This is a genomic window from Proteus sp. LHD240705, from assembly GCF_047921555.1.
Taxonomy (GTDB): domain Bacteria; phylum Pseudomonadota; class Gammaproteobacteria; order Enterobacterales; family Enterobacteriaceae; genus Proteus.
This window is the reverse complement of record NZ_JBLRMI010000009.1, coordinates 24,759-48,658: the sequence shown is the minus strand read 5'-3', so window position 1 is coordinate 48,658 and position 23,900 is coordinate 24,759. Positions and strand designations below refer to the sequence as shown.

Below are 23,900 nucleotides of genomic sequence, written 5' to 3'. Positions count from 1 at the left end.
ACAAGAATCGTTATTTTATAAAAAAATAGCTTCATATTATGAAGCTATTTTTTATTTAATAGACATCAAGCGAAGTTATTTTTTAGCTGCCTGCAAATAAAGCATATCAAGTGCAATTGTTGCCCCTGCAAGCGCAGTAATATCAGATTGATCGTAAGCTGGAGAAACTTCAACTACATCCATACCGACAATATTTAACGGTTGCAATGCACGTAAGATCTTCAGCGCTTTATCTGTTGTTAATCCACCGACAACGGGTGTTCCTGTTCCTGGTGCAAACGCAGGATCAAGACAGTCAATATCAAAAGTGAGATAAACAGGTAAATCGCCAACAATACCTTTGATCTGATCTACAAGATCAGCCACACCACGATCGTTAACTTGCGCTGCATCCAATACAGTGAAACCATTATTACTGTCATGATCAGTACGAATACCAATTTGAACAGAGTGGTTAGGATCGATTAATCCTTCATTTGGTGCATGGAAGAACATTGTACCGTGGTCAAATTTACTACCATTACCATAAGTATCGGTATGTGCATCAAAATGAACTAATGCCATTTTACCAAAGTGTTTTGCATGGGCACGTAATAACGGTAATGTGACAAAATGGTCACCACCAAACGTTAAACATTTTTTACCTGCCGCTAATAATTTCTCTGTATGAGCTTGTAATTTATCGCTCATATCTTGTGCATCACCGAAGTTAAAAACTAAGTCACCACAATCGACGACGCTTAAACGTTCACGCATATCGAAATCCCACGGCCAGCGGTTACCTTCCCACGCTAAATTCGTTGAGATTTGACGAATAGCGCCCGGTCCGTGACGAGTTCCTGCACGACCTGATGTTGCCATATCAAAAGGCACACCCGTAATAACCCAATCTGCATCACTGCTGTAAGGCTGAAAATTCAGTGGAAAACGTAAAAAACCAAATGCATTAGAGATCAATGAATTATCAGTCTCATTACCTAACGTACTATTTTTCATGCTATTACCTCTGTTACTTATTTAAAATAAGCAACATACAATCAATATGATAGATAAAGAGTGATGTTTAATAACATCACTCTTGCATTGGAAAGTGAAGAATTACTCTTCTTCTTCCAGATACGTATAACCGTATAAACCACTTTCAAATTCAGTCAGGAATTGCTCTTGTAACGCTTCATCTAACTGTGCATTTTTTACTTGAGTACGGAAACGATCTAACAGCACGGTAGGATTTAACTTAACGTACTGGAGCATATCGGCAACCGTATCACCCTCTTCACTTTGCTCGTAAGTCAGGTTACCTTTCTCATCAAGGTAAACGTCAACAGCTGCCGTATCACCAAATAAGTTATGCATATTGCCTAAAATTTCCTGATATGCCCCTACCATAAAGAAACCGATCATGGGTGGATATTCAGGATCATAAGCGGGCATTGGCATTGTTGTTTCAACACCATCACCATCAACATAATGGTCAATAATACCATCTGAGTCACAAGTAATATCGAGTAACACTGCGCGACGATCAAGAGGTTTATCTAGCCCTTCAATAGGTAATACAGGGAATAACTGGTCGATACCCCATGCATCAGGTAAAGATTGGAACAATGAAAAGTTAACATAGAACTTATCTGACATACGTTCTTGTAACTCATCAATAATAGGACGATGAGCGCGATTACTTGGATCTAAATCATACTGAATACGACGACAGATATTCAAATACAGCTCTTCTGCCCATGCACGCTCTGTCAGGCTTAACATGCCGTGAACATATTGAGTATGCACATCGTGTAAGTCTAATTGGCTATCGTGCAACCATTCACGTAATGAACGGCTATGCCCCTTAGTTTGCATCTCTTCCCATGTTTCCCAAAGACTTGCAATCGGTCTTGCAGCATCATCTTCAGGTGGTGTAATTGCCGTAAATTCATTACGCTCAACGCCAATCACATTAGAAATTAATACGGTATGGTGTGCCGTTAATGCACGACCTGATTCAGTAATAACAGTTGGATGTGGTAAATCATTTTCATCACATGCGTCACCAATCGCCCAAATAACGTTATTCGCGTATTCATTAAGGCCATAGTTAACAGAGCAATCAGATTGTGAGCGTGTACCTTCATAGTCCACACCTAAACCACCACCCACATCGAAATACTGAATATTTACGCCCAATTTGTGCAGTTCAACATAGAAGCGTGCAGATTCACGAACACCCGTTGCGATATCACGGATATTCGCCATCTGTGATCCCAAATGGAAATGCAGTAATTGCAGGCTATCTAAGCGGTCAGCTTGGCGTAACATATCAATTAATTGCAGAACTTGTGTCGCAGCTAAACCAAATTTTGATTTTTCACCACCACTTGCCTGCCATTTGCCTGATCCTTGAGAAGCAAGACGAGCACGAACGCCTAAACGTGGAATAACTTCTAAACGTTCAGCTTCTTCAAGAACCATTTTAATCTCAGACATTTTCTCAATGACTAAGAAAACTTTATGCCCAAGTTTTTCACCTGTGAGTGCTAAGCGAATATACTCACGGTCTTTATAACCATTACAAACAATCACAGAGCTTGTCATATTGGCATGAGCAAGTACTGCCATTAATTCCGCTTTAGAGCCAGCCTCTAAACCTAAAGGCTCTCCTGCATTCACTAATGACTCAATCACACGACGTTGTTGGTTAACTTTAATTGGATAAACTAAAAAATAGTCACCTTTATAACCATAGGATTCACGCGCGCGATGAAACGCGGCATTAATCGAACGTAAACGATGTTGTAGTATTTGTGGAAAGCAAAAAAGTGCAGGTAAACGCAGGTTTGGTTGCTCTTCTTGAACTCGTTTAACCAATTCGGTTAAATCAAAAGTAGCATCAGGAACATCAGGATTAGGGCAAACACTAATATTTCCCCGATTATTCGCTAAATAGTAACCGCCCCCCCAATATGCAATGTTATAGGTCTGCTGCATCTTACGAGCGATGTTATCATTCATGACATTCTCCTTAGGGAGTATGAGTTTATACCTTGCCTGTCACCATAGTAGTCAATTATCTGACAAAAATCTGAAACGACTGATAAATAACAGTTGGAAGTAATGGCTCACTATATATTTTTATATGATTATCCAGCTATACGCAGGACATAATAGTAGAAAGTTCTTGAGTTAACCTATAACGAGTTAACACAATCACCTATTGGCAAGTAACAGACAACTTCGCTCTAAAGAGAAAGAGCTCAAAGAGGAAATTACTCTAGATATACTACGTGTATAGTATTGGTGAGTACTGTTTTGGTTTTTGAAAAGACTAACCTGTAGACAATGGAACATTACCCATTCACTCCACACATGGCTTAAACCCGTAAGCCATTTCCCTAACAGAGAAACAGGATCAGAAATCCTGCGGTTTACACTGTGTTCAGATTTCACAGTAACCGCGAGTTTATACCTTTACTTAGTTAAAAATGCAAAGCAAAAAGTACAAAAAACTTTTTTTTCTCTACTCCCTATTTTCTCAACACAAAAATAGCGGGCAACAAAAAATAAGATTAACTGTTTGATTCTGCTTTATCCCTATATTTGATTAAAAAAAGCTGGAATTAAAGAGAGAAGAGTCATAAAATGGACGTCTAGATGTTAAAACATCCATCCTTAAACCGTTTGTATTAAGGTAACGAGATATAATGACTACACACCTTTTTACTTCTGAATCAGTCTCAGAAGGTCATCCAGATAAAATCGCGGATCAAATTTCTGATGCCGTTCTGGATGCAATTTTAGAACAAGATCCAAAAGCACGCGTTGCCTGCGAAACTTACGTTAAGACAGGCATGGTTATGGTAGGCGGAGAAATTACCACCAAAGCTTGGGTCGATATCGAAGAAATTACACGTAACACTGTTCGTGAAATCGGCTATACCAGTTCCGAGATGGGCTTTGATGCTAATTCCTGCGCAGTTATCAGTGCGATTGGTAAACAATCTCCTGATATCAACCAAGGTGTTGACCGTGCAAATCCATTAGAACAAGGCGCTGGCGACCAAGGTTTAATGTTTGGTTATGCAACCAACGAAACTGATGTATTAATGCCTGCTCCAATTACTTATGCTCATCGCTTAGTTCAACGCCAAGCACAAGTCCGCAAAAGTGGTACTTTATCTTGGTTACGCCCTGATGCAAAAAGCCAAATTACCTTCCAATATGACAACAATAAAGTTGTTGGTATTGATGCAGTTGTATTATCAACTCAGCATTCTGAAGATATTTCACAAAAAGATCTGCATGAAGCTGTGATGGAAGAGATCATTAAACCTGTTCTGCCAGCAGAATGGTTAAATGAGCAAACTAAATATTTCATCAACCCAACAGGTCGTTTTGTTATCGGTGGACCAATGGGTGACTGTGGTTTAACCGGTCGTAAAATCATTGTCGATACTTACGGCGGTATGGCTCGTCACGGCGGTGGCGCTTTCTCTGGTAAAGATCCATCGAAAGTTGACCGTTCAGCAGCTTATGCTGCACGTTACGTTGCTAAAAACATCGTGGCAGCAGGTTTAGCAGATCGTTGTGAAATCCAAGTTTCTTACGCAATCGGTGTGGCAGAGCCAACATCCATTATGGTAGAAACATTTGGTACTGAAAAAGTCCCAACAGCACAGCTGATCCTGTTAGTGCGTGAATTCTTTGACTTACGTCCTTACGGATTAATTCAAATGTTAGATTTACTGCACCCAATCTACCAAAAAACGGCTGCTTACGGTCACTTTGGTCGTCCTGAATTCCCTTGGGAAGCAACAGATAAAGCTGAAATCTTACGTGAAGCGGCAGGCTTAAAATAAGTCTCTTGCCAATAACATCATGTTATTGATTTTAAATAAGACCACATCTTTATAGATGTGGTTTTTTTATGGCTTCTGTTTATAAAACCCATAAAAAACCCCGCAATCATACGGGGATCTCAATAAGAGAAAACGAGAACATAGATTTATGATGAAACGCTTTTTTTATAAAAAGCGATAAAAAGTTAGTTAGGATAATTAATCCACTCTCCTCCATTTAACTTGATATAAGACTGCCCTTGATAATCAACCACAACCGTAGCTTGGTTTTCTGCAACATTGGCAGTTTGAGGAAGTTCACTGGCTAATGCATCCCAATCAATAGCAGATTGGTTAAAAACATCCCCATTCACATTACGAGAAATAAACTCAGAGATAGCTAAATAGCTGCTTGGTTCATCAACAATCACCGGAGGGTTAAATGATGCTTGCTCTTTTATTCCAGTGAAACGAATACCAACAGGTACGGTAGTAATACTTTGGCTTGGAATATCTCTTAACCCTGACATTTGCGTCTTATCACCTTGTAAAGCCGCACCATGCTCAGGCACAATCACCACCATCACTTTTCTTCCTTTTTTATCTAGTTCATCCATAAAGCTATCTAAATTATCAAGTAATGTGGAGGCACGCTTGCCATAATCAGCAGTGCTATTTTCTCCTACATAACGGTTGCCATCATGTAGTGATACCAAGTTCACAAAGGTCACAGTGCGGTCTTCGTTAGACTGTTCACGCGCTTTCAACCAACGTTGTAATGTTTCCTTATCGTTGTAAATTTTGGTGCCATCAAATGCGGTAATTTGATGAGAAAGATTTTCTTGATCTTGTAAGGCGATATTAAGATTGCCGAGTTGCTGAACTTCTTTGAGGTAATTACCAAACTTCCCGTTATGGTCGAGTACCAATTTCTTGGCAAATCCTAACGATGATAAATTATCCATCAGCGAGCATTGCGTATCTGCGGGATCGTATAAATCAGAATGGTGAGTCTGACCACAACTCGCACGTAATAATCTTAATGATGCAGGACCACTATAAGAAGATACGCTGTTAAAGTGGCTAAATAACACATTAAAGTTACCCCAAATTGGGTGTTCTTGTAGCCCAACAACCGCCGCATCAGCGGTAGAAAGTGAACAAATATTAATAATCAAGATATCAAAAGGCTGAGCATTGGTTGCTAACTGCGCAGGAAATGGTGTTGTACGTTTTTTCTCGTAACCATAAAATTGTGTGAGCCAATCATCCAATACCTTATTACTAACCTTCTGTTTTTGTGGTGGATAAACAGTATTAATTGATGTACTTTCTACCTCTTTAGTCGGTACAACTTCAGGGAGGACTTGAGGTTCGACTGATGCGGGTAACACCTCAGGAGCTTTGACGACCGCAGTGCTTTTTTCAGTATTAATGTTACTTTCTTGCACAAAAGTATTCGCTGAAACAGGAGGCACCATACCTTGAGAAATATGAGTAAACCCACCAATATTTAGCCACAATACACCTGCAATAATAAAAACAGATACCCTTACCCACTGTTCAATAAAAAGGTAACCGACTAACAAAACAAAAGCGACACCTATCATTTTGATATTGATAAAGTTAACAGTTAACTCAATAAGGTAATCGAAGGAAAACTGTTTAAGTTGCCCACCTTGGGCAAGTACCGTTGAAAAGCTGGGTAACCAAGTATCATGGTAAAATAGTATTATCCCTATTGGGATAGCGACCCAATTGCGCATTTTATGCCAAATATTTTTTGGTAATGGGAACAATAAAAAGGCAAGAAAAAGTAAATTGCTAAAAGCATCAAAATTTAAATAACCATACCAAAGCAAAACAAACTTTAGTAAAAAATAGAAATTCCATGCTCCCAACCCATGCCAGTAATGTAAAAAATTGAACTGGGTTGTATTAGATTTGTTCATTTTAATTTCCTACTCTTTAGTATAAATAAATCCAATTCGACAGTTATATGATTACTCACATCTGTCTTTTTATTACTTCTGATATTTAATTAACTACTAAATAAACATATAAGAGAATATTTATTTAAAACCAAGTAAAAACCCTTAAATAAAAAAAGAATCTCGCCAGAAAATACCGGTCTCTTATATAAAAGAAAAATTAATGCTAGAAAAATTATTTAAGATGAGTTTAAAAATAAAACACTCAACGTTCTATTTATATAATAGCGCCTATTTTTAAAAATGATGCTTTATTTACATTAAATAATGAAACACAGAGTTATCTTATTTTTATATTTCGAAACAAACACAAAACAAATTACACATCAATAACACCAAATAACAATTAATAAACATACTTATCAATAAACAAACAAGAGCCTCAATATAAAAACAAAACCAATCAATAAAAGAATATAATATAATGATTTTTCTATGAAAAATGATACTGATCAAGATACAATAATGATCATCGAATTTGAATAATTTAATATATTGTTATAAACAGCTAATCTACATTTCTTTTTTTACTTTACTTTGTAGCTAAGCCCTTTCCGTTATTATTTAACAAATAAATTTTAAAAATATAAATATAAAAAAGAAAACCAATAGCCATCTTTTATAGAAATAAGATAATAAATATCTATTTTATGTGTTTTTACGTAATTGAAATAATGTATTTTAAAGCCTATTCTAAAATAAGAACCTTAATTAAACAGAACAAATCATTAATCATGACACTATTTTATCAAGATTTTAATTTTGATAGAAATCTATTTTTATTTTATTCAGAGGTTATTAAAATGAAAAATGAAAATTTTATTAACTCAAATATGAAAATAGAAAAAAATAATCTAAATAAGGACATTGATAAACTAAAAAAATTATTTTCATTAAATAACTATCACTATCAGGATATTAATAAAGAAGAAGGAAATAATATGCTTATTTATCGCTGGCCATTACTTAATGCATTTCATTACATGACTAAATGAGGCTAACTATGCCACTTATTGTATTAAAAGGACTCCGAGGTGGAGTGGGTACAACATCCACGGCAATTGCACTTGCTCGGCAATTTAATCAACAAAATAAAGAAGTGCTGATTATTGATAATTGCACAGAAAATATTTTGTCTTTCTATTTTCCAGCACAGCAAAAAAGTACCACATTAAGTCAGGCATTATTAGCAGAAACGCCAATAGAGGAGAGTATTTTTTACTATCGACCACACTACCAAGTGTTACCTTTTGGTTTGGTTAATATGAAGGATAACTTGCTCTTACAATTGTCATTCTCAGCAAAACAACATCTTACCCATTTTTTAACGACATTTATTCAGCTACACCCTGATGCCATTATTTTAATGGATTTACAGCATACGCAAGACACCCTTTTCGCGTCTTGGATAGAAAAAGCGGATATTTTTTTTACCGTATCAATGGCAGAAAGCAACTGTCATATTCGCCTTAACCAGCACACATTTATCGAAAATGAATATGTATTAATTAACCAATTTCGTGCCACCAGCCAAATTCACCAAGATTTTTATCAATTTTGGCAAACGACACTATTTCCATTATGCCCTGTTGTTCTTCATCGAGATGAAGCCTCACTAGAGGCCTGTGCCTCACGTTTACCTTTATATGATTACCGAGCTAATTGCATGTTAGTAGAAGAAATATCGCAACTTGCTCAATGGTGTTTTTCGTTATTTAAGAGGAAAGAAGGACAGTCATAATGCCATCATCTTACGATGCTACGAATAAAATCGAAAAGAATGTGACACAACATATTCTTATTCGTTACTACAAGTTTTATCGCCATAACGGTGCATCTCGTAGCGCAGCTATTGTTAGCGAGCTATTTATGGGCATTATGTGGTTTTTTTTACGGATGGAATCCCCTTTTTGGCGGAAAATTGCCAGAAAACAACGAGAGCTATATCCTCATATTGATCCCCGTTGCCCTAAAATTTTTGATCCCTTGCGCTATTTGTTACAAAGCATTTGGCTAGCTTGCCATTATGTAGGGCAATTACTGATTAAAAAACCCACACAATTTATTTTCTATATTCGAAAAACATACAAAAAACTCTTTGTTCATGTCTCTCCTATCGCGATTGAAATCATTGAACATAAGGAAAAAACCACACCTTTTTGGCAATATGCTCTCTATTCCATTATCGCTATTTTTGCCATTTTCTTTATTTTACTCAGTATCACTCAACCATTTGATCTTACATTTCAGTTCGTTTTTGTAATTGTTCTTTGGCTAGTTGCCTTAGCTATCCGCGATATTCCTGGGCGTTTTTCTTCTATCGCAATGGTTATGTTGGCACTGACAATTGCATGTCGATACATATGGTGGCGTTATCATTCAACCCTTTATTGGATTGATAATTTCAGTCTATTTTGTGGCTTACTGCTTTTACTGGCTGAAACTTACGCATGGTGTGTGCTATTCCTTAGTTTTATGCAATGTATTTGGCCACTGCATCGAAAACCTGTTTCTATGCCTGAAGACATTACACAATGGCAAAGCGTTGATATTTTCATTCCTACCTATAACGAAGATCTGCAAGTTGTTAAACCCACAATCTATGCCAGCTTAAATTTAGATTGGCCTAAAGATAAGCTCACTATTTATCTGCTTGATGATGGCTCCCGTCCTGAATTTAAAGCATTTGCTCAAGAAGTTGGTATTCGTTATATCGCACGAGAAAAACATGATTTTGCTAAGGCAGGTAATATCAATCATGCCTTAACTCTTGCTTCTGGTGAATTTGTCGCCATCTTTGACTGCGACCATATTCCAACACGTTCATTTCTACAATTTACAATGGGATGGTTTTTAAAAGATGAAAAAATAGCTTTGGTACAAACACCTCACCATTTTTTCTCCCCAGATCCTTTTGAACGTAATTTAGGTAACTTTCGTGAAACACCCAATGAAGGCACACTCTTTTATGGGTTGGTTCAAGATGGTAATGACACTTGGAATGCAGCGTTTTTCTGTGGCTCGTGCGCAGTTTTACGTCGTACTGCATTGGATGAGATTGGTGGCATTGCCGTTGAAACTGTTACAGAAGATGCGCATACCTCATTACGCTTACACCGTCATGGCTGGAGATCTGCTTATATTCGCATTCCACAAGCCGCTGGTTTAGCGACAGAATCATTATCCGCACATATAGGTCAGCGTATTCGATGGGCGAGAGGAATGGTGCAAATATTCCGTCTTGATAATCCCTTGTTTGGTAAAGGACTAAGCGTGCCACAACGTCTTTGTTACTTAAATGCCATGTTGCACTTTTTTTCTGGCATTCCACGGATGATTTTCTTACTCGCACCACTAACGTTTCTTATTTTCCATGCCTATATCATTTATGCACCTGCGATTGCGATCGCTCTCTATGTTGTGCCGTATTTGATCCACATTTCACTCGCCAGTGCAAAGTTACAAGGCGCTTATCGCCACTCATTTTGGGGTGAGGTTTATGAAACGATTTTAGCGTGGTACACCACTCGTCCAGTGTTAAGTACCCTTATCTCTCCTCATAAAGGAACTTTCAACGTGACTGGCAAAGGTGGCGTGATGGAAGAAGGCTTTGTCGATTGGCGAATTAACCGCCCTTACTTACTCTTTCTCAACTTGAACTTGCTAGGTATTTTGTTTGCTTTTTGGCGCATAGCAACGGGCGATCCCGATGAAGCATGGGCTGTTGCCATGTGTTTATTATGGGTTTGTTATAACCTTATCTTACTTGGTGTTGCAATTGCAGTTTCTGTCGAAACAAAGCAACAGCGCCGTTTTCCTCGTGTTCGCGTTAAAGTTCCTGCCATGTTGCTGTTAGATAATGGCTCTCTCTACCGATGTTATCTCTATGATTTTTCTGATAATAGCTGTGCAATTTTATTGCCTGACAATGTCAAACTTTCACTATCTCCAAATGAAAGCATCACACTATTACTCAGTAAAAATCAGCGTGAACATGCCTTTAAAGCCAATATTTCACGTATTGATGGGCAAATTATTGGATTACAACTCCTTGAAATGACAACGCAAAAAGCTATCGAGTTTACTGCTTGTACTTTTGAGCGAGCCGATACTTGGGCAGATTGGCAAAATGAACTTCCAACCGACAGACCTTTAAGCAGTCTCAAGAACATTATTTTTATCAGTATGCAAGGTTATAACACCTTGTTAAAGCGTGCTCCTTACTTTATTTACGCTACTTTCCGCTTACTCGGTCTCTTTTTGCTATGGCTTTCATCGTTACTCCCTCAACGCGTTAATGTTTCACAAATATTTCATCAGTCTTGAAGGTAAAACTCAGTTTTCTGGGAATTTATTAATAAACAATAAGATCATGGGTAACAATAATGAAAAAACGTTTTCTCATATTTGCCTTATTTATGCTCACTTCTTCAGTTCATGGAGATGAAACGCAAGAAGCGCAAACCACTATTTCAGAGCCACCCGTTACAATAACTGAAGCAGCTCCTGAAGTTATTTCTCAAGCAGAGCCTAGAAATACACAATTGCCTTCTACAGATATCACGCCTTCTGCTCGCCAGAAGATATTAAAATTTGCAGAGACAGCACCTAGTTATGGCGCGCTCCATTTGACGGGTGTTAGCCCTGATGGCTATTTAGAATTTGGTGTCCGTAGTGATGAATATGTTTCCAAAGCCACTCTTGATTTAGAATTTACACCGTCTCCGTCACTACTTCCTGTAGAGTCTCATCTTAATGTCTATTTAAATGATGAATTAATGGGAGTTATTACCTTAAAACCAGAAGATTTGGGTAAGAAAAACCAAATTACGATACCTATTGATCCTTTATTTATTCAAGATTTTAACCATATAAAACTCTCTTTATTGGCCATTATCGTGAAATTTGTGAAAACCAAGCAAATACAACACTCTGGCTTGATGTAAGTAAAAGCAGTCAACTCAATCTGACCTTTCAATCACTCCGTTTAGGTAATGAGTTAGCGCACTTCCCTGAACCCTTTTTTGATAGCCGTGATTTTGGAGAATTAACACTGCCAATGGTTTTCAGCCAGTCACCTAATTTAGCTCAACAAAAAGCGGCAGCGATCCTCTCTTCTTGGTTTGGTACTCAAGTTGATTGGCGTAAGCAAAATTACCCTGTTTATTATGATACTTTGCCAAATCAACACAGCATTGTTTTTGCAACCAATACACAAAAACCCGCCTTTTTAAAACAGCATCCCGATGTGAAAGAACCAACCATCGAAATGCTGACGCATCCAACCAATCCTTATATTAAGTTACTTCTTATTATGGGGCGTGATGATAACGATTTGATCACTGCCGTAAACGGAATAGCCCGTGGACAAGTTATCTTCAGAGGGAATATCGTCACAATTAATGAAGTAGAAAAATTGATCCCGCGTGAACCTTATGATGCGCCCAAATGGGTACAGTTAAATAAACCTATCTACTTTAATACGCTACAAGACTATGAAGGCCAGTTGCAATCTCGCGGATTAAAACCAAATCCTATTACATTAAATATGACATTACCGCCTGATCTATTTATGTTTAATAATACGGGATTACAAATGCAATTGCGTTATCGCTATACCGCTCCTGCATTTCAAGATGATTCTCGTATGTCTATCTCAGTAAACGACCATTTCATTAAAGCTTATCCTCTTGAGAAAGATAAAAAAGATAATCTTGTCATCGCTTATTTACCGCTTATTCAAGGCTGGATTGAGCATAAGAATTTATTGAATATACCCGCCGTAAAACTGGGTGAACGTAACCAAATTACATTTGCCTTTGATTACACCAACCCCATTCCTGGGGGCTCAGCAGATCAATGTATTACTTATCAACCTGTACCAAATGCTGTCGCTATTGATGATTTATCTAGCTTTAATTTTACAGGTGATTATCGACACTATATTGCACTGCCTGACTTACGGGTTTACAGCCATGCAGGCTTCCCATTTAGCCGTTATGCGGATCTGTCAGAAACCTTGATTTTTGTTAATCAGCAACCGTCTCCAACACAATTATCTACCCTATTAATTTCAATGGGGAATATAGGTGCTCAAACAGGTTATCCGGCACTCAATGTTTCATTAACCAGTTCATTGGATGAAGTGCAAAAAAGAGATGCTGATCTACTACTTATCGGAACCATTCCACCTGCATTAAATAATGATAAACAGATGAACGTACTGATTGATAAAGCACGTAGTGAAATCACTCTGCCTTCTCGTGAAATCAGTATCTTTAGCCACACAAGTTATCAACCGACTGATAAACGTCCTGATAGCCGGATCTCGCTGACCTCAAAAGGATCGATGGGGGCAATTATTGGTTTCCAATCTCCATTCTTTTCACAGCGTAGCGTTGTCGCATTATTAGCCGATAGTACGCAAGGTTACAAACTGTTAAATGAGGCGATCAGTGATAGTGGTAAGCGTGATGCTATGCATGGTTCAGTAGTATTGGTCAGAGAGTCTGGCGTAAATAGCTTGCGTGTGGGAGATACTTATTTCGTCGGTTATTTACCTTGGTGGGAAGAGGTTTGGTATGTGTTTGCTTCTCACCCTATATGGCTTGGTTTAGCGGCAATTGTCGGCATTATTCTTGTCTCTCTTCTTATTTGGCGAGCAATGAAAATAAGAAGCCAACGTCGTTTAGCGACTAAGGACTAAGCTATGTGGCAATTTGGTCACACACATCGCCACTCTATTATTGCTCTCTTTTTGCTGACAGGCTTTTTGCCTGTCACGCAAGCCAGTGAAGAGGCAACAGAAGCCTTTTTACAAGAGCAAGTGAGATTAGGTACATCCACAGGAAATGAAGTTTTAGTGGCTCAATCGCTATATCGTTTAGCGTTAATTAAACCCAATGATCCTAATATCTTGTTAATGCAAATTCAGTTTGCTGTAAAACAGAAGGACAATGCAAAAGCACAACAGCTATTTACCCAATTAGGTACTCAATTTCCACAGTCAGAGCAATATCAGCGTGCAATCAAAACGTTATCACTGACAACGGATGTTAATCGGCAAAAATTACAGCGAGCCCAGCTTTACCGTACAGCTGGCCGCTATGATGATGCGTTAAATTTATACGATGAAATTTACCGAGGAATGCCTCCCGATGAGACTTTAGCACTCGAGTATATTCAAGTAATTATGCAATCGTCTCACGATGATAAAATAGAACGACTCAATCATATTTATCGTCAGTATCCGCAAAATACGAAAATAGCGAGCCTCTACCAGCAACAACAACACGCCATAGAGTCAGTAAAAAGCCCAGTTTCAACAATAAAACCGCAAATAGATGTTACCTCATTACCTATTGCGACCTTAAAACAAAAAGCACGACAACAACCTGATAATGCTGATGTTGTTGGTGCTTTAGGTGTCCGTTATTCTCGTGCTAATCAACGCAGTGCAGCTATTTTTTATCTTTCCCAAGCGCTGAAATTAGCGCCCAACCATGATAATAGTGGTCAATGGCGATCTATGTTGCAGGCTAACCAATATTGGCATCTGCTTTCAAAAGGCGATGACGCACTCTTAAAGCAAGATTATGAATTAGCAGAACGCTATTTTAATCAGCTTAATAAGTTAAGCCCTTATGAAAGTGAACCTTATCTTGGTTTAGGTGATATTGCTGTTGCACAGCGGCAATGGGATGTTGCCGAAAACCATTATTTACAGGCATTAAAATATCAACCCAATCACCCTGCAACGCTACATCGTTTAGCAAAGCTTTATCGCCAACAATCTCATGAAAAAGCGCAACAATTTATTGCAGGCTTAATACCTAGACAATATAAAAATTTAGCAGAAGATTATGGCTATATTATTTCTGGTATAAGGCAAGATTTAGCGGCTGATGATGAACATAAAGAGCAATACCTCAGTGCGATTGAAAAACGTAAGGCAATAGCTAAAGATTATCCTAATGATGTTTGGAATATTTATCGTCTTGCTGATGATTTATTAATTACCCAGCAAGACTCTGTCGCTGAAGCGTATTTTAATCAGCTTAATCGTCGTCTTCCTAATGATCCGTCTCGCCTTTATGCTTATGCGTTATATCTCAATAAAACAGGACGAGAAACTCAAGCACTTGATACGCTAAAAACGATCCCCTTATCTCAACGCAGTGAGAGCATGAAAGCGTTAGATAGTCGATTGCGTTTTGGTGAAATAGTCGCACATGCAGAGTCTCTACGAGCGAAAGGACAAGAACAACAAGCTGTTGATTATCTTTTTGCTCATATTCCGCCAGAGCAAAAAATTCAGACTTATTTGTTATTAGCGAACTGGGCTCAAGAACGAAATAACCTCGATCAGGCCTTAAGTTATTACCATACTGCACTGAATTTAGAACCCAATAATGAAACTGCATTATTAGGTGCGACGGATATCGCCTTAGAACAAGGGAAAAAGATGCAGGCAAAATACTACCTTGCCAAAATAGAAACGCTTTCTCCCAACCAGTTTAATAGCAACTCAATTAGACGCGTTGCCAATGCTGAAAAAGAAGTAGGTAATACAGAAAAAGCACAACACTATTTTGCTTATTTGGCACAACAAATTGAAACAGAGCCAGACAGTGCTGATCCTTTAGTATTACGCGATATGGCTCGTTTTCAGCGTGATGGGCAACATCGCCAACAAGCTCACTATTATTATCAACAAGCTATGATCAAGGATGGAATAACAGATAGGTTGCCAAAAGATAATATTGAGTACACCACATTAATGCGTAATGACGAAAAAGATAATTGGCTATCTCGGAGTTTACGCGCGGATGCTGACGCGCTTTATCGCCAACAAGAGTGGCGATTTACGCTTGAGCATGATTATTGGGGCTCTAGTGGTAGCGAAGGTTATTCAAAACTACGCGCCCACACCACAATGTTACAACTTGATCACCCTGTTTATGATGGGCGTTTCTTCTGGCGTGCAGACTTAGTTAATCTTAATAGTGGCAAACTGGGTACATCACCATATGATTCAAAATTTGGAACTTGTTACCGCACGGGTTGTTTCCCGCTAGAACAAAAATCCTTTGGTGTTAGCCCTGCAATTGGCTGGGAAAATGGTCAATGGCAATGGGATCTTGGTGCCACACCGTTAGGTTTTGAAGTGACTGATTGGGCCGGTAAAATCGCCTATAGTCATGATCTTTTTAATGTGGGCTGGACACTTGATATTCACCGCCGCCCTGTTAATAGCTCTATGCTTGCTTTTGGTGGTCAACGAGATATTTGGACTAACCAAATATGGGGGGGTGTAAGAAGAACCGGTATTCGTTTAAGCGGAAGTTATGATTTAGGTGGGAAAGATGGTTATTGGGGCGAGGTTTCTGTTGATAAATTGACAGGTAAAAATGTTGAAGATAATAGCAGTGTCCGAGGAATGGGAGGCTACTATTATAAACTTATCAATGAGAACAACCGCCGCGTTTCTGTTGGGTTAAGTACTATGCTTTGGCATTATGATAAAGACTTAAGCGGGTACACTTTAGGTCAAGGTGGTTATTATAGCCCTCAAAAATATGTCTCTTTAGGGCTCCCAATTAATTATCGTGAACGTACTGAAAATTGGTCTTGGGAATTATCAGGCTCTCTTTCTTGGTCTTACTCCCAAACAGATGACAGAAAGCGTTATCCTTTACAAAATCTCGTTTCTCTCGATAAATTTAATCGCTATATGAATGAACTTAGCCCCGAAGATCGAGAAGAAATAATGAGACTTTATTATCAAGAGCGTGATGCGGTTGATGAAGGAGATTCTGGCAATGGCTTTGGTTATACCGCCAGAGCATTAGTTGAACATCGTATTACGCCGCATTGGTTTATTGGTGCAGCTATTGATATTCAACAAGCCAAAAACTATACCCCAAGCCATGCATTAATGTACTTGCGTTATTCATTTGATGGTTGGAACGGTGATTTAGATTTACCGCCAAACCCTCTTATTCCTTATGCTGACTTTAAATAACGTTCAATGTATAAAATACACAAACGGGAAGCACTGGCTTCCCGTTTAACGTTTTCTCTAAAATGATGAGAGCAAACTGCTATTATTGCGCTTTACGAAAAAGCCCAACAAACAGCCAACCTACAATCATGGCAAGGACAAATAAAATACCTTGATAAAACCCAGCACCTGCTAATACCAAGCTAGGACCTGGACAAATTCCAGCTAATCCCCAACCAAGACCAAATAACGCACTACCTAACACTAAGGGTTTATCAATCACTTTATTGGTTGGGATATTTAAAGGGCATGCTAATACACTTTGTTGTCTACACCGTGTTAATTGGTAACCTATCACGCTGACAACCAGTCCTGCTCCCATGATTATCAATAAAGAAGGGTCCCAGTTTCCTGTGATATCCAGAAAACCTAGAATTTTTTGCGGATTGCTCATTCCACCAACAATCAATCCTGCACTGAATAGAAGACCACAAAGAAAAGCAACAAACTTAGTCATTTTCTTAGCCTCCTATCACATGACGCTGAATATAAACGGTAATAAATGCCGTTGCCATAAACACTAACACAGCAACAATAGAACGACGCGATAATCGTGCTAATCCGCAAATACCATGACCACTTGTGCAACCACTGCCTAAACGTGTACCTGCTCCCACCAGCACTCCGGCAATAATTAACATCCAAGGTGACGTTTCAATTACTGGCGATAAGGGTTTATCAAAAAAATAAAACAGTGTAGGTGCGATTAGCATGCCTAGTAAAAATGCCCAACGCCAGCCATTACCTTGCTGTTTTGTTGATAAAACCCCACCCAAAATCCCGCTTATTCCTGCAATACGGCCATTAAATAACAGTAAAATGGCGGCCGCAGCACCTATCATAAGCCCACCAATTGCCGCACTTAAAGGCGTAAAGTGAACCCAATCTATATTCATAAATTAACCTGCTATAGGGCAATAAAGCTGATAAAGCGTATTGAGTAGTACGAGAACTTTTTCATCAGCAATAGAATAAAAGATACGTTTTCCATCACGACGAGTATTCACTAACCCTTCATTGCGCAAAACGGTTAGCTGTTGAGAAAGTGTCGGTTGACGGATACCTAAACTCTCTTCTAATTCACTCACACTTTTTTCGCCCTGACTTAGCTGACACAATAATAAGAGGCGATCGCCATTTCCTAGCGTCTTAAGCATGCTAGACGCTTCATTAGCCGCCAATTTCATTGCATCTAATAAATCAGGTTGAACTCGTTGTGTCATGGTAAACTCCATAATCAATATACTTTTTAATAATATGTTAATTTATATATTGTGCAAGTTTTCTTTTTATTGCGTGTTTGTATCAGCCACTATATGCTCTGTAACATGAAAACGGTAAGAGTCCCCATCGCCTTAGTGCAAAGCGTTATGCGAACACTGCGTGAAAAATTGCAGCAGGCTAATCTTTATCTTAATACAAATTACCCAGAACCTACTCTACATTATAATCAGAGAGGAACTATTGCTGGCAGTGCCTATTATGCAAATTGGGAAATTCGTATTAATCCTACATTATTGATTGAAAATAAACAGAATTTTATTGAAGAAGTTATTCCTCATGAATTAGCGCATTTATTAGTTAATCGCCATTTTGGTCGTGTAGCACCTCATGGGAAAGAGTGGAAATGGATGATGGAAACAGTATTACAAGTTTCAGCTAAACGAACCCATCATTTTGATGTCAGCGCAGTTAAAGCTAAAACCTTTCCTTATGCTTGCCATTGTGAAGAAAAACATCAGCTTACCATTCGCCGCCATAACAAAGTATTACGCGGAGAGACACAATACCGTTGTCGCCATTGTCAGGCTATTTTACAATTTATTAAGCATGAATAAATGCAGACAAAAATAAAGCCGATGTGTTGATTAATTCACATCGGCTTTATCTTGAGAATGAATATATGGGATTGTCTTAAGCAAACTCGCTCATCACATGAGATGCGATTTCAAAGTAAATAATAAGACCTGTACCATCAATTAACGTCGCGATAAATGGTGCTGAAACAACCGCAGGATCAATACCTAAACGCTTTAATACCATTGGAATAACAGATGAAACAATCGCACTCCAAACCGTGATTGAAATAAGCGTTAAGCCAACCACAATCATCACTTCCATACCCACACCTAAGAACCAAGCACGCACAAAACCAGCAATACCCATAGTCAGTGCAACCATTATCGATGTGGTTATTTCTTTTCTTAATACAGACCAAACATTACGTAAGCTCACTTCTCCTAATGCCATAGCACGTACTAATGTTGAGGTGATCTGTGTACCACTATTTCCACCCGTACCAATCAGCAATGGAATAAAAAATGCTAATGAAATCGCAGCTTCGAGTCTGTCTTCAAAAGCATGTAACACAGTGCTGGTATACGCTTCTGCCACAAACAGCATCAATAACCACACAACACGTTTACGCCATAATGTTACTGGACTGGTTTCTAAATAAGGCTGCTCTAAAGGTGAAGTTGCACCCTGCATTTGTGCATCAAGTGTATTTTCATCTTCAATTAATTCAGCAATATCTTGAGGACGTAAAACACCGACCAATTTTCCAAAATGCATCACTGGTACACTGTCTAAACCGCTATGGCTAATCAGTTGATACACATCATGTCGATTCTGTTCTGGTGAAACAGAGAAAAAGGTTTGACGCATCACATCAGACACAAACAGATCATTAGCCGCGGTTAATAATGATTTAACGGGCAAAATCCCATTTAGATAATTATCTTTATCCACCACATATAAATAGGTTGGAATTAATTCATCTTTTAAATCATTAACCAATTGAGCTTTCACATTTTCAACAGAATCAGCGACAGAAACCGCAATATAAGACTGGCTCATATAAGCACTAACGGTTGCATCATCTTTTAAACGATTGTATTGGTCTTGAGTTGAGTTATTTTGTGGTGTGTTTAAGGATGCATCTGCAACTAATACAGCATCCATTTTGTTTTGAGTATTGAATTTCATTTTGTGGTTCCCTATTACTGTTTGTGTTTAGCAAATCAGTTCTCCATAGGGGCGAAACCAGAAGCGAGAATGCAAAAGCTATCTACACGTCTCGGTTTTAGCACTATACAACGTATCCGATGAATACTGGAAGTTACATGGGGATATACCTTCGGTCGATATATCCTGTCCTAATCTTGGGCGTCTCTCGACGTCGTCAGATCAGTAACCTGTGTTTGTATAGGAGCCTCGCCTAACGAGATACTGCACTTTTCTTGCGAATGCGGCGCGCATTATAACCACCCACAATATAATGAAAAGCACGATAACGATTTTGTTTAAGTTCTATTGAAAAATAGCCTCAAGCATTCATCACACAATTAAGAATTGTAATTACATTCGAAACCAATATATAAAAAGAAATGAAGTTTTCCTACGAAAGCTAAAATCGTATAGTAAAAGATAATCTGTTTATTAATTGATTATTTTAATGCTAATTTTTGTACTCTTATTTCTTCTGCTTGCAAAAATATATCTTTTACCGTTTTACCATCTAATGATTGGCACATTTTACGCGTGATAATATCCGCATTTTTATTACGACCTGCGATAACTAAATCATTAAAATTAATATCATTAAGGATCGCTAATTCTATTGCTTCATCAAAACGTGATTGTTCATCAAGGGGAAGTGAGTTGCGCATTTCAACAATTGAGATACGTAGCGACTCTACATTAGAGCCATCAAGGGTTTGTTGAGGTTTTTCACAGCCAGATAACATGACACTAAATAAACAAACAAGTAACAATTTTTTCATATACCCCCCCTTACCCAGTCAATAGTTTAAATAATAGCAGAATGTTTATAAGGAAACGCCCCACTAACTAAAATATATTTTTAGTTAATCATTATTTCCAATATTTTTATTATTCTGAATAAATAAAAATCTTCTTTAATTTAAAATAAAGGGAAGCATTCTCCAGATTATTCAGTTTTTTAATGGGGAGAATAGACATAAAAAACCCTGTTAATAAATTAACAGGGTAAAAAAAACAGGAAAATAGAAGGAAATACTTAATAAAAAGAGGTTAAGCGAGCTCAACATCTCCTTTTAAACGACAGCTACATGCTAAGACATAACCTTGAGCTATCTCTTCAGCCGTTAATGTACTGGTACTGCTGACATCATAATCACCACTCACAATACGAGTTTTACAACTACCACAAACCCCTGCTCGACAAGCCGCAAAGACAGGAACTTTATTTTCTTCCATAGCGGATAATAAAGTCATGCCAACAGGAACTTTAATTTGTGATAATGGATGACGAATAGTCATGGTTAATTGTTCGTTTTCATCAACACAAACAGGCTCATCACCAAAACGTTCCATAAAGATATTCTCAGCAGGTACACCAAGATTTCTTGCAAAACGTCCTGTGTCTTCCATATAACTATTTGGGCCACAGCACATAACTGTACGACTCGCAATATCAGGTACTAATGCAGCCAATTTTTCTTGAGAAATGCGTCCACTAAATAACCCTTTATTATCAGGTAATTTAGGCATCATGATAAAATTAAGATTGTATGGATATGCATTTGCTAATTCGATCCACTCTTTCTCAAAAATAAACTGGCTTTGCTCACGAATATTAAAAATAACCGTGATGTCTGCTTTAGGTTGATTATTTAACAACCAACGTGTCATCGACATAACAGGTGTCACTCCACAACCTGCTGCCAACATTAAATAGCGCGCACCTTCTTTACCAGCACAAGTAAATTCACCCTGAGCATCAGATAACCAAAGATAATCACCTGGTTTTACTTGTGATGTTAACCAACCTGAACCCACACCATTTTCTAAACGGCGAACGGTTAAAGTGATAAATGGACTTAATCCCGGAGAAGATGAAATGGTATAAGCACGCAGTATTTCATCACTATTATTGATACTCACCAGTGCAAACTGACCTGGTTTATAAGAATAAAAGTCATGATTAATTAAATTCAGCGTCCACACTTCAGGTGTTTCCTGATTAATAGAGTGAACTTGCATACGATTAGGACAAAGAGAAGTAGGCATCGTCATGGATATTAATCCTTCACCGAAGCCCGTAGGCTTCGGTAATGATAATGAATTTAAAACATTAAGCAGAAAGAATATCTTTAAGATCTTGTTCTGGTGTAGTAATAGAGCGCATACCAAATTTCTCATTTAGTACCGCCAGCAGATTGTCGGTTAAGAACGCAGGTGCTGTTGGGCCGGTATAAATGTTTTTCACGCCTAATGAAAGCAGTGTCAATAAGATAACAATCGCTTTTTGCTCGAACCAAGAGAGAATTAAAGACAGTGGTAAATCATTCACACCACAACCTAATTTTTCAGCAAGGTTAACGGCTAGCATAATCGCTGAGTAAGCATCGTTACACTGACCCACATCAAGTAAGCGTGGTAAGCCTTCTAAAGTACCGAAATCCAGTTTATTGAAACGGTATTTACCACACGCCAAAGTCATAATTAAACAGTCTTGTGGAATTTCTCTTGCAAGATCGGTGTAGTAGCTACGTTCACCACGGCTACCATCACACCCCCCCACTAAGAAAACATGACGTAATTTTTTCTGTGAAACTAAATCAATCACAGTATCAGCGGCATTTAATAGTGTTTCACGACCGAAACCAACTGTAATTAAATGCTCAATTTCATTGTATGGGAAACCTTCTAATGATTGTGCTTGTTCAATCATTTCAGAGAAGTCATCACCAGTAATATGTTTTACACCCGGCCAGCCTACAATACTGCGAGTCCAAATACGGTCACCGTAATTACCAACATTAGGATCGATAATACAGTTTGAAGTCATTAATACAGGACCTGGGAATTTTGCAAACTCAATTTGCTGATTCTGCCAACCACTTCCGTAGTTACCCACTAAGTGTTTATATTTTTTAAGTTCTGGATAACCATGAGCAGGTAACATTTCACCATGAGTATAAATGTTAATCCCTTTACCTTCCGTTTGCTCGAGTAGCATTTGCAAATCTTTCAGATCATGACCTGAAATTAAAATCGCTTTACCTGCAACAGGGCGCACGTTAACAGTAACTGGTGTAGGGTTGCCGTAAGCTTGAGTTTCGCCTTTATCAAGAATAGCCATAATGCGGAAGTTCATTTGACCAATGCCCATCGCATTTTCTAACAACTCATTCATATCAGCAGGATCAGTACCTAACCACGCCATATAACGGTGATATTCTGCATAAATTTCATTGTCATACTGACCTAAAACATGCGCGTGCTCCATATAAGCCGCAGCTCCTTTTAAGCCATACAGGCACAGCATACGTAATCCATGAAGATCATCACCGATTTGCGCTTTATCTGCATTTAAAGCAAAAAGCTGAGCTTGTTTTTGTAAACTGTCTAAATCGTTACCCGCTAATTGGATTTCAGCTCTTGGATTAGTGACTTGAATTGCCGCATTTTTCGCTAAAGTACGAGATTTCAAACTTTCACGGAAATAGATAGCTTCTTTCGCATAACCAACAATGCGATCAGAATCAAAGTTGACGTTAGTTAACGTAGAGAAAAAAGCACGAGGAGCAAAGCTATCTACATCATGATCAATAATACCAACGCTACGCGCTGCTAAAGCCCACGCTGAAAGCCCTTCTAATACCGCAACGAGTAAATCTTGAAGATCAGAAGTTTCTGCTGTTTTACCACACATACCTTGCGCATAGGCACAACCATTACCTACAGGCGTTTTCATTGTTTGTTCACATTGCACACAATACATATCGTATTCCTTCTAATAAAAGATAACGCTTTATTTTTATAAGTTGCATTCAAGATGCAACATAAGAATACGCCATTTTTATAAGAGCGAAAGTGCAATATTGAACAATTTAAATGTTGTTTGATCTAACTCAATTTCTAGCAAACCTTTTAATATTCCTTTTTTTATCCTTTGATTTGGCTTAAGCCAAAAATCTTTTTTTTAAAAAAAAAGATTAATTATATGACACCGTAGGCATGTAAATG

The 23,900-nt window shown here is 38.1% G+C and carries 16 protein-coding genes, 1 pseudogene and 1 riboswitch; of the genes and pseudogenes, 7 read left to right on the top strand and 10 right to left on the bottom strand.

The window, feature by feature from the left end; genetic code table 11:
- Positions 1 to 75: 75 nt before the first annotated feature.
- Positions 76 to 996 (bottom strand): agmatinase, encoded by a 921-nt coding sequence (gene speB, locus ACNART_RS15335; protein WP_198625864.1) that lies wholly within the window; start codon positions 994 to 996, stop codon positions 76 to 78.
- Between the two features lie 102 nt (positions 997 to 1,098).
- Positions 1,099 to 3,006 (bottom strand): biosynthetic arginine decarboxylase, encoded by a 1,908-nt coding sequence (speA, locus tag ACNART_RS15330; protein WP_198620923.1) that lies wholly within the window; start codon positions 3,004 to 3,006, stop codon positions 1,099 to 1,101.
- 689 nt (positions 3,007 to 3,695) lie between these two features.
- On the opposite strand from speA, the gene metK reads away from it, so the two are divergent.
- Complete coding sequence (metK, locus tag ACNART_RS15325) at positions 3,696 to 4,850, top strand: methionine adenosyltransferase (RefSeq protein ID WP_198620922.1); 1,155 nt, start codon at positions 3,696 to 3,698, stop codon at positions 4,848 to 4,850.
- Positions 4,851 to 5,035: 185 nt separating this feature from the next.
- On the opposite strand, the gene bcsG is transcribed toward metK, so the two are convergent.
- Complete coding sequence (bcsG, locus tag ACNART_RS15320; RefSeq protein ID WP_368927830.1) at positions 5,036 to 6,781, bottom strand: cellulose biosynthesis protein BcsG; 1,746 nt, start codon at positions 6,779 to 6,781, stop codon at positions 5,036 to 5,038.
- A gap of 842 nt (positions 6,782 to 7,623) precedes the next feature.
- On the opposite strand from bcsG, the gene bcsR reads away from it, so the two are divergent.
- The 5 genes and pseudogenes from bcsR to bcsC all read left to right on the top strand — a co-directional run bounded on the left by bcsR (position 7,624) and on the right by bcsC (position 16,844).
- On the top strand, positions 7,624 to 7,815 hold the full coding sequence (bcsR, locus tag ACNART_RS15315; protein ID WP_109371180.1) for a cellulose biosynthesis protein BcsR: 192 nt from the start codon (positions 7,624 to 7,626) through the stop codon (positions 7,813 to 7,815).
- A gap of 8 nt (positions 7,816 to 7,823) precedes the next feature.
- Positions 7,824 to 8,561, top strand: coding sequence for a cellulose synthase operon protein YhjQ/BcsQ (locus tag ACNART_RS15310; RefSeq protein WP_368927831.1), 738 nt, complete (start codon positions 7,824 to 7,826; stop codon positions 8,559 to 8,561).
- A complete protein-coding gene (bcsA, locus tag ACNART_RS15305; RefSeq protein WP_368927832.1) occupies positions 8,561 to 11,146 on the top strand; it encodes a UDP-forming cellulose synthase catalytic subunit in 2,586 nt (861 codons plus the stop codon). Before ACNART_RS15310 ends, bcsA begins: the two co-directional genes overlap by 1 nt.
- 59 nt (positions 11,147 to 11,205) lie before the next feature.
- A pseudogene (gene bcsB, locus ACNART_RS15300) lies at positions 11,206 to 13,526 on the top strand (cellulose biosynthesis cyclic di-GMP-binding regulatory protein BcsB).
- 3 nt (positions 13,527 to 13,529) lie between these two features.
- On the top strand, positions 13,530 to 16,844 hold the full coding sequence (bcsC, locus tag ACNART_RS15295; RefSeq protein ID WP_368927834.1) for a cellulose synthase complex outer membrane protein BcsC: 3,315 nt from the start codon (positions 13,530 to 13,532) through the stop codon (positions 16,842 to 16,844).
- 82 nt (positions 16,845 to 16,926) lie between these two features.
- Here bcsC and ACNART_RS15290 read toward each other — a convergent pair whose 3' ends face one another.
- The 3 genes from ACNART_RS15290 to ACNART_RS15280 are packed head-to-tail and all read right to left on the bottom strand — an operon-like array spanning position 16,927 to position 18,106.
- Positions 16,927 to 17,340 (bottom strand): DUF6691 family protein, encoded by a 414-nt coding sequence (locus ACNART_RS15290; RefSeq protein ID WP_198630349.1) that lies wholly within the window; start codon positions 17,338 to 17,340, stop codon positions 16,927 to 16,929.
- 4 nt (positions 17,341 to 17,344) lie between these two features.
- A complete protein-coding gene (locus ACNART_RS15285) occupies positions 17,345 to 17,779 on the bottom strand; it encodes a YeeE/YedE family protein (protein WP_109371192.1) in 435 nt (144 codons plus the stop codon).
- Positions 17,780 to 17,782: 3 nt separating this feature from the next.
- The gene (locus tag ACNART_RS15280; protein ID WP_036912417.1) at positions 17,783 to 18,106 is read right to left on the bottom strand and encodes an ArsR/SmtB family transcription factor; all 324 of its coding nucleotides are present in this window, start codon (positions 18,104 to 18,106) and stop codon (positions 17,783 to 17,785) included.
- A gap of 105 nt (positions 18,107 to 18,211) precedes the next feature.
- On the opposite strand from ACNART_RS15280, the gene ACNART_RS15275 reads away from it, so the two are divergent.
- Entirely contained in the window at positions 18,212 to 18,721 is a 510-nt protein-coding gene (locus ACNART_RS15275; RefSeq protein WP_023581469.1) for a SprT family zinc-dependent metalloprotease, read from the top strand.
- 76 nt (positions 18,722 to 18,797) lie between these two features.
- On the opposite strand, the gene mgtE is transcribed toward ACNART_RS15275, so the two are convergent.
- From mgtE to hcp, 4 genes are all read right to left on the bottom strand, one after another.
- Positions 18,798 to 19,871, bottom strand: coding sequence for a magnesium transporter (mgtE, locus tag ACNART_RS15270; protein WP_100159143.1), 1,074 nt, complete (start codon positions 19,869 to 19,871; stop codon positions 18,798 to 18,800).
- Positions 19,872 to 19,946: 75 nt separating this feature from the next.
- Positions 19,947 to 20,118: riboswitch (M-box (ykoK) riboswitch) on the bottom strand.
- Positions 20,119 to 20,332: 214 nt separating this feature from the next.
- Positions 20,333 to 20,668, bottom strand: coding sequence for a DUF6694 family lipoprotein (locus ACNART_RS15265; protein ID WP_198620915.1), 336 nt, complete (start codon positions 20,666 to 20,668; stop codon positions 20,333 to 20,335).
- A 271-nt stretch (positions 20,669 to 20,939) separates the two neighbouring features.
- Positions 20,940 to 21,944: an NADH oxidoreductase gene (gene hcr / locus ACNART_RS15260; RefSeq protein ID WP_198620914.1), complete on the bottom strand. Its 1,005-nt coding sequence runs from the start codon at positions 21,942 to 21,944 to the stop codon at positions 20,940 to 20,942.
- A gap of 58 nt (positions 21,945 to 22,002) precedes the next feature.
- Positions 22,003 to 23,655: a hydroxylamine reductase gene (hcp, locus tag ACNART_RS15255; RefSeq protein ID WP_196533359.1), complete on the bottom strand. Its 1,653-nt coding sequence runs from the start codon at positions 23,653 to 23,655 to the stop codon at positions 22,003 to 22,005.
- Positions 23,656 to 23,900 lie beyond the last annotated feature (245 nt).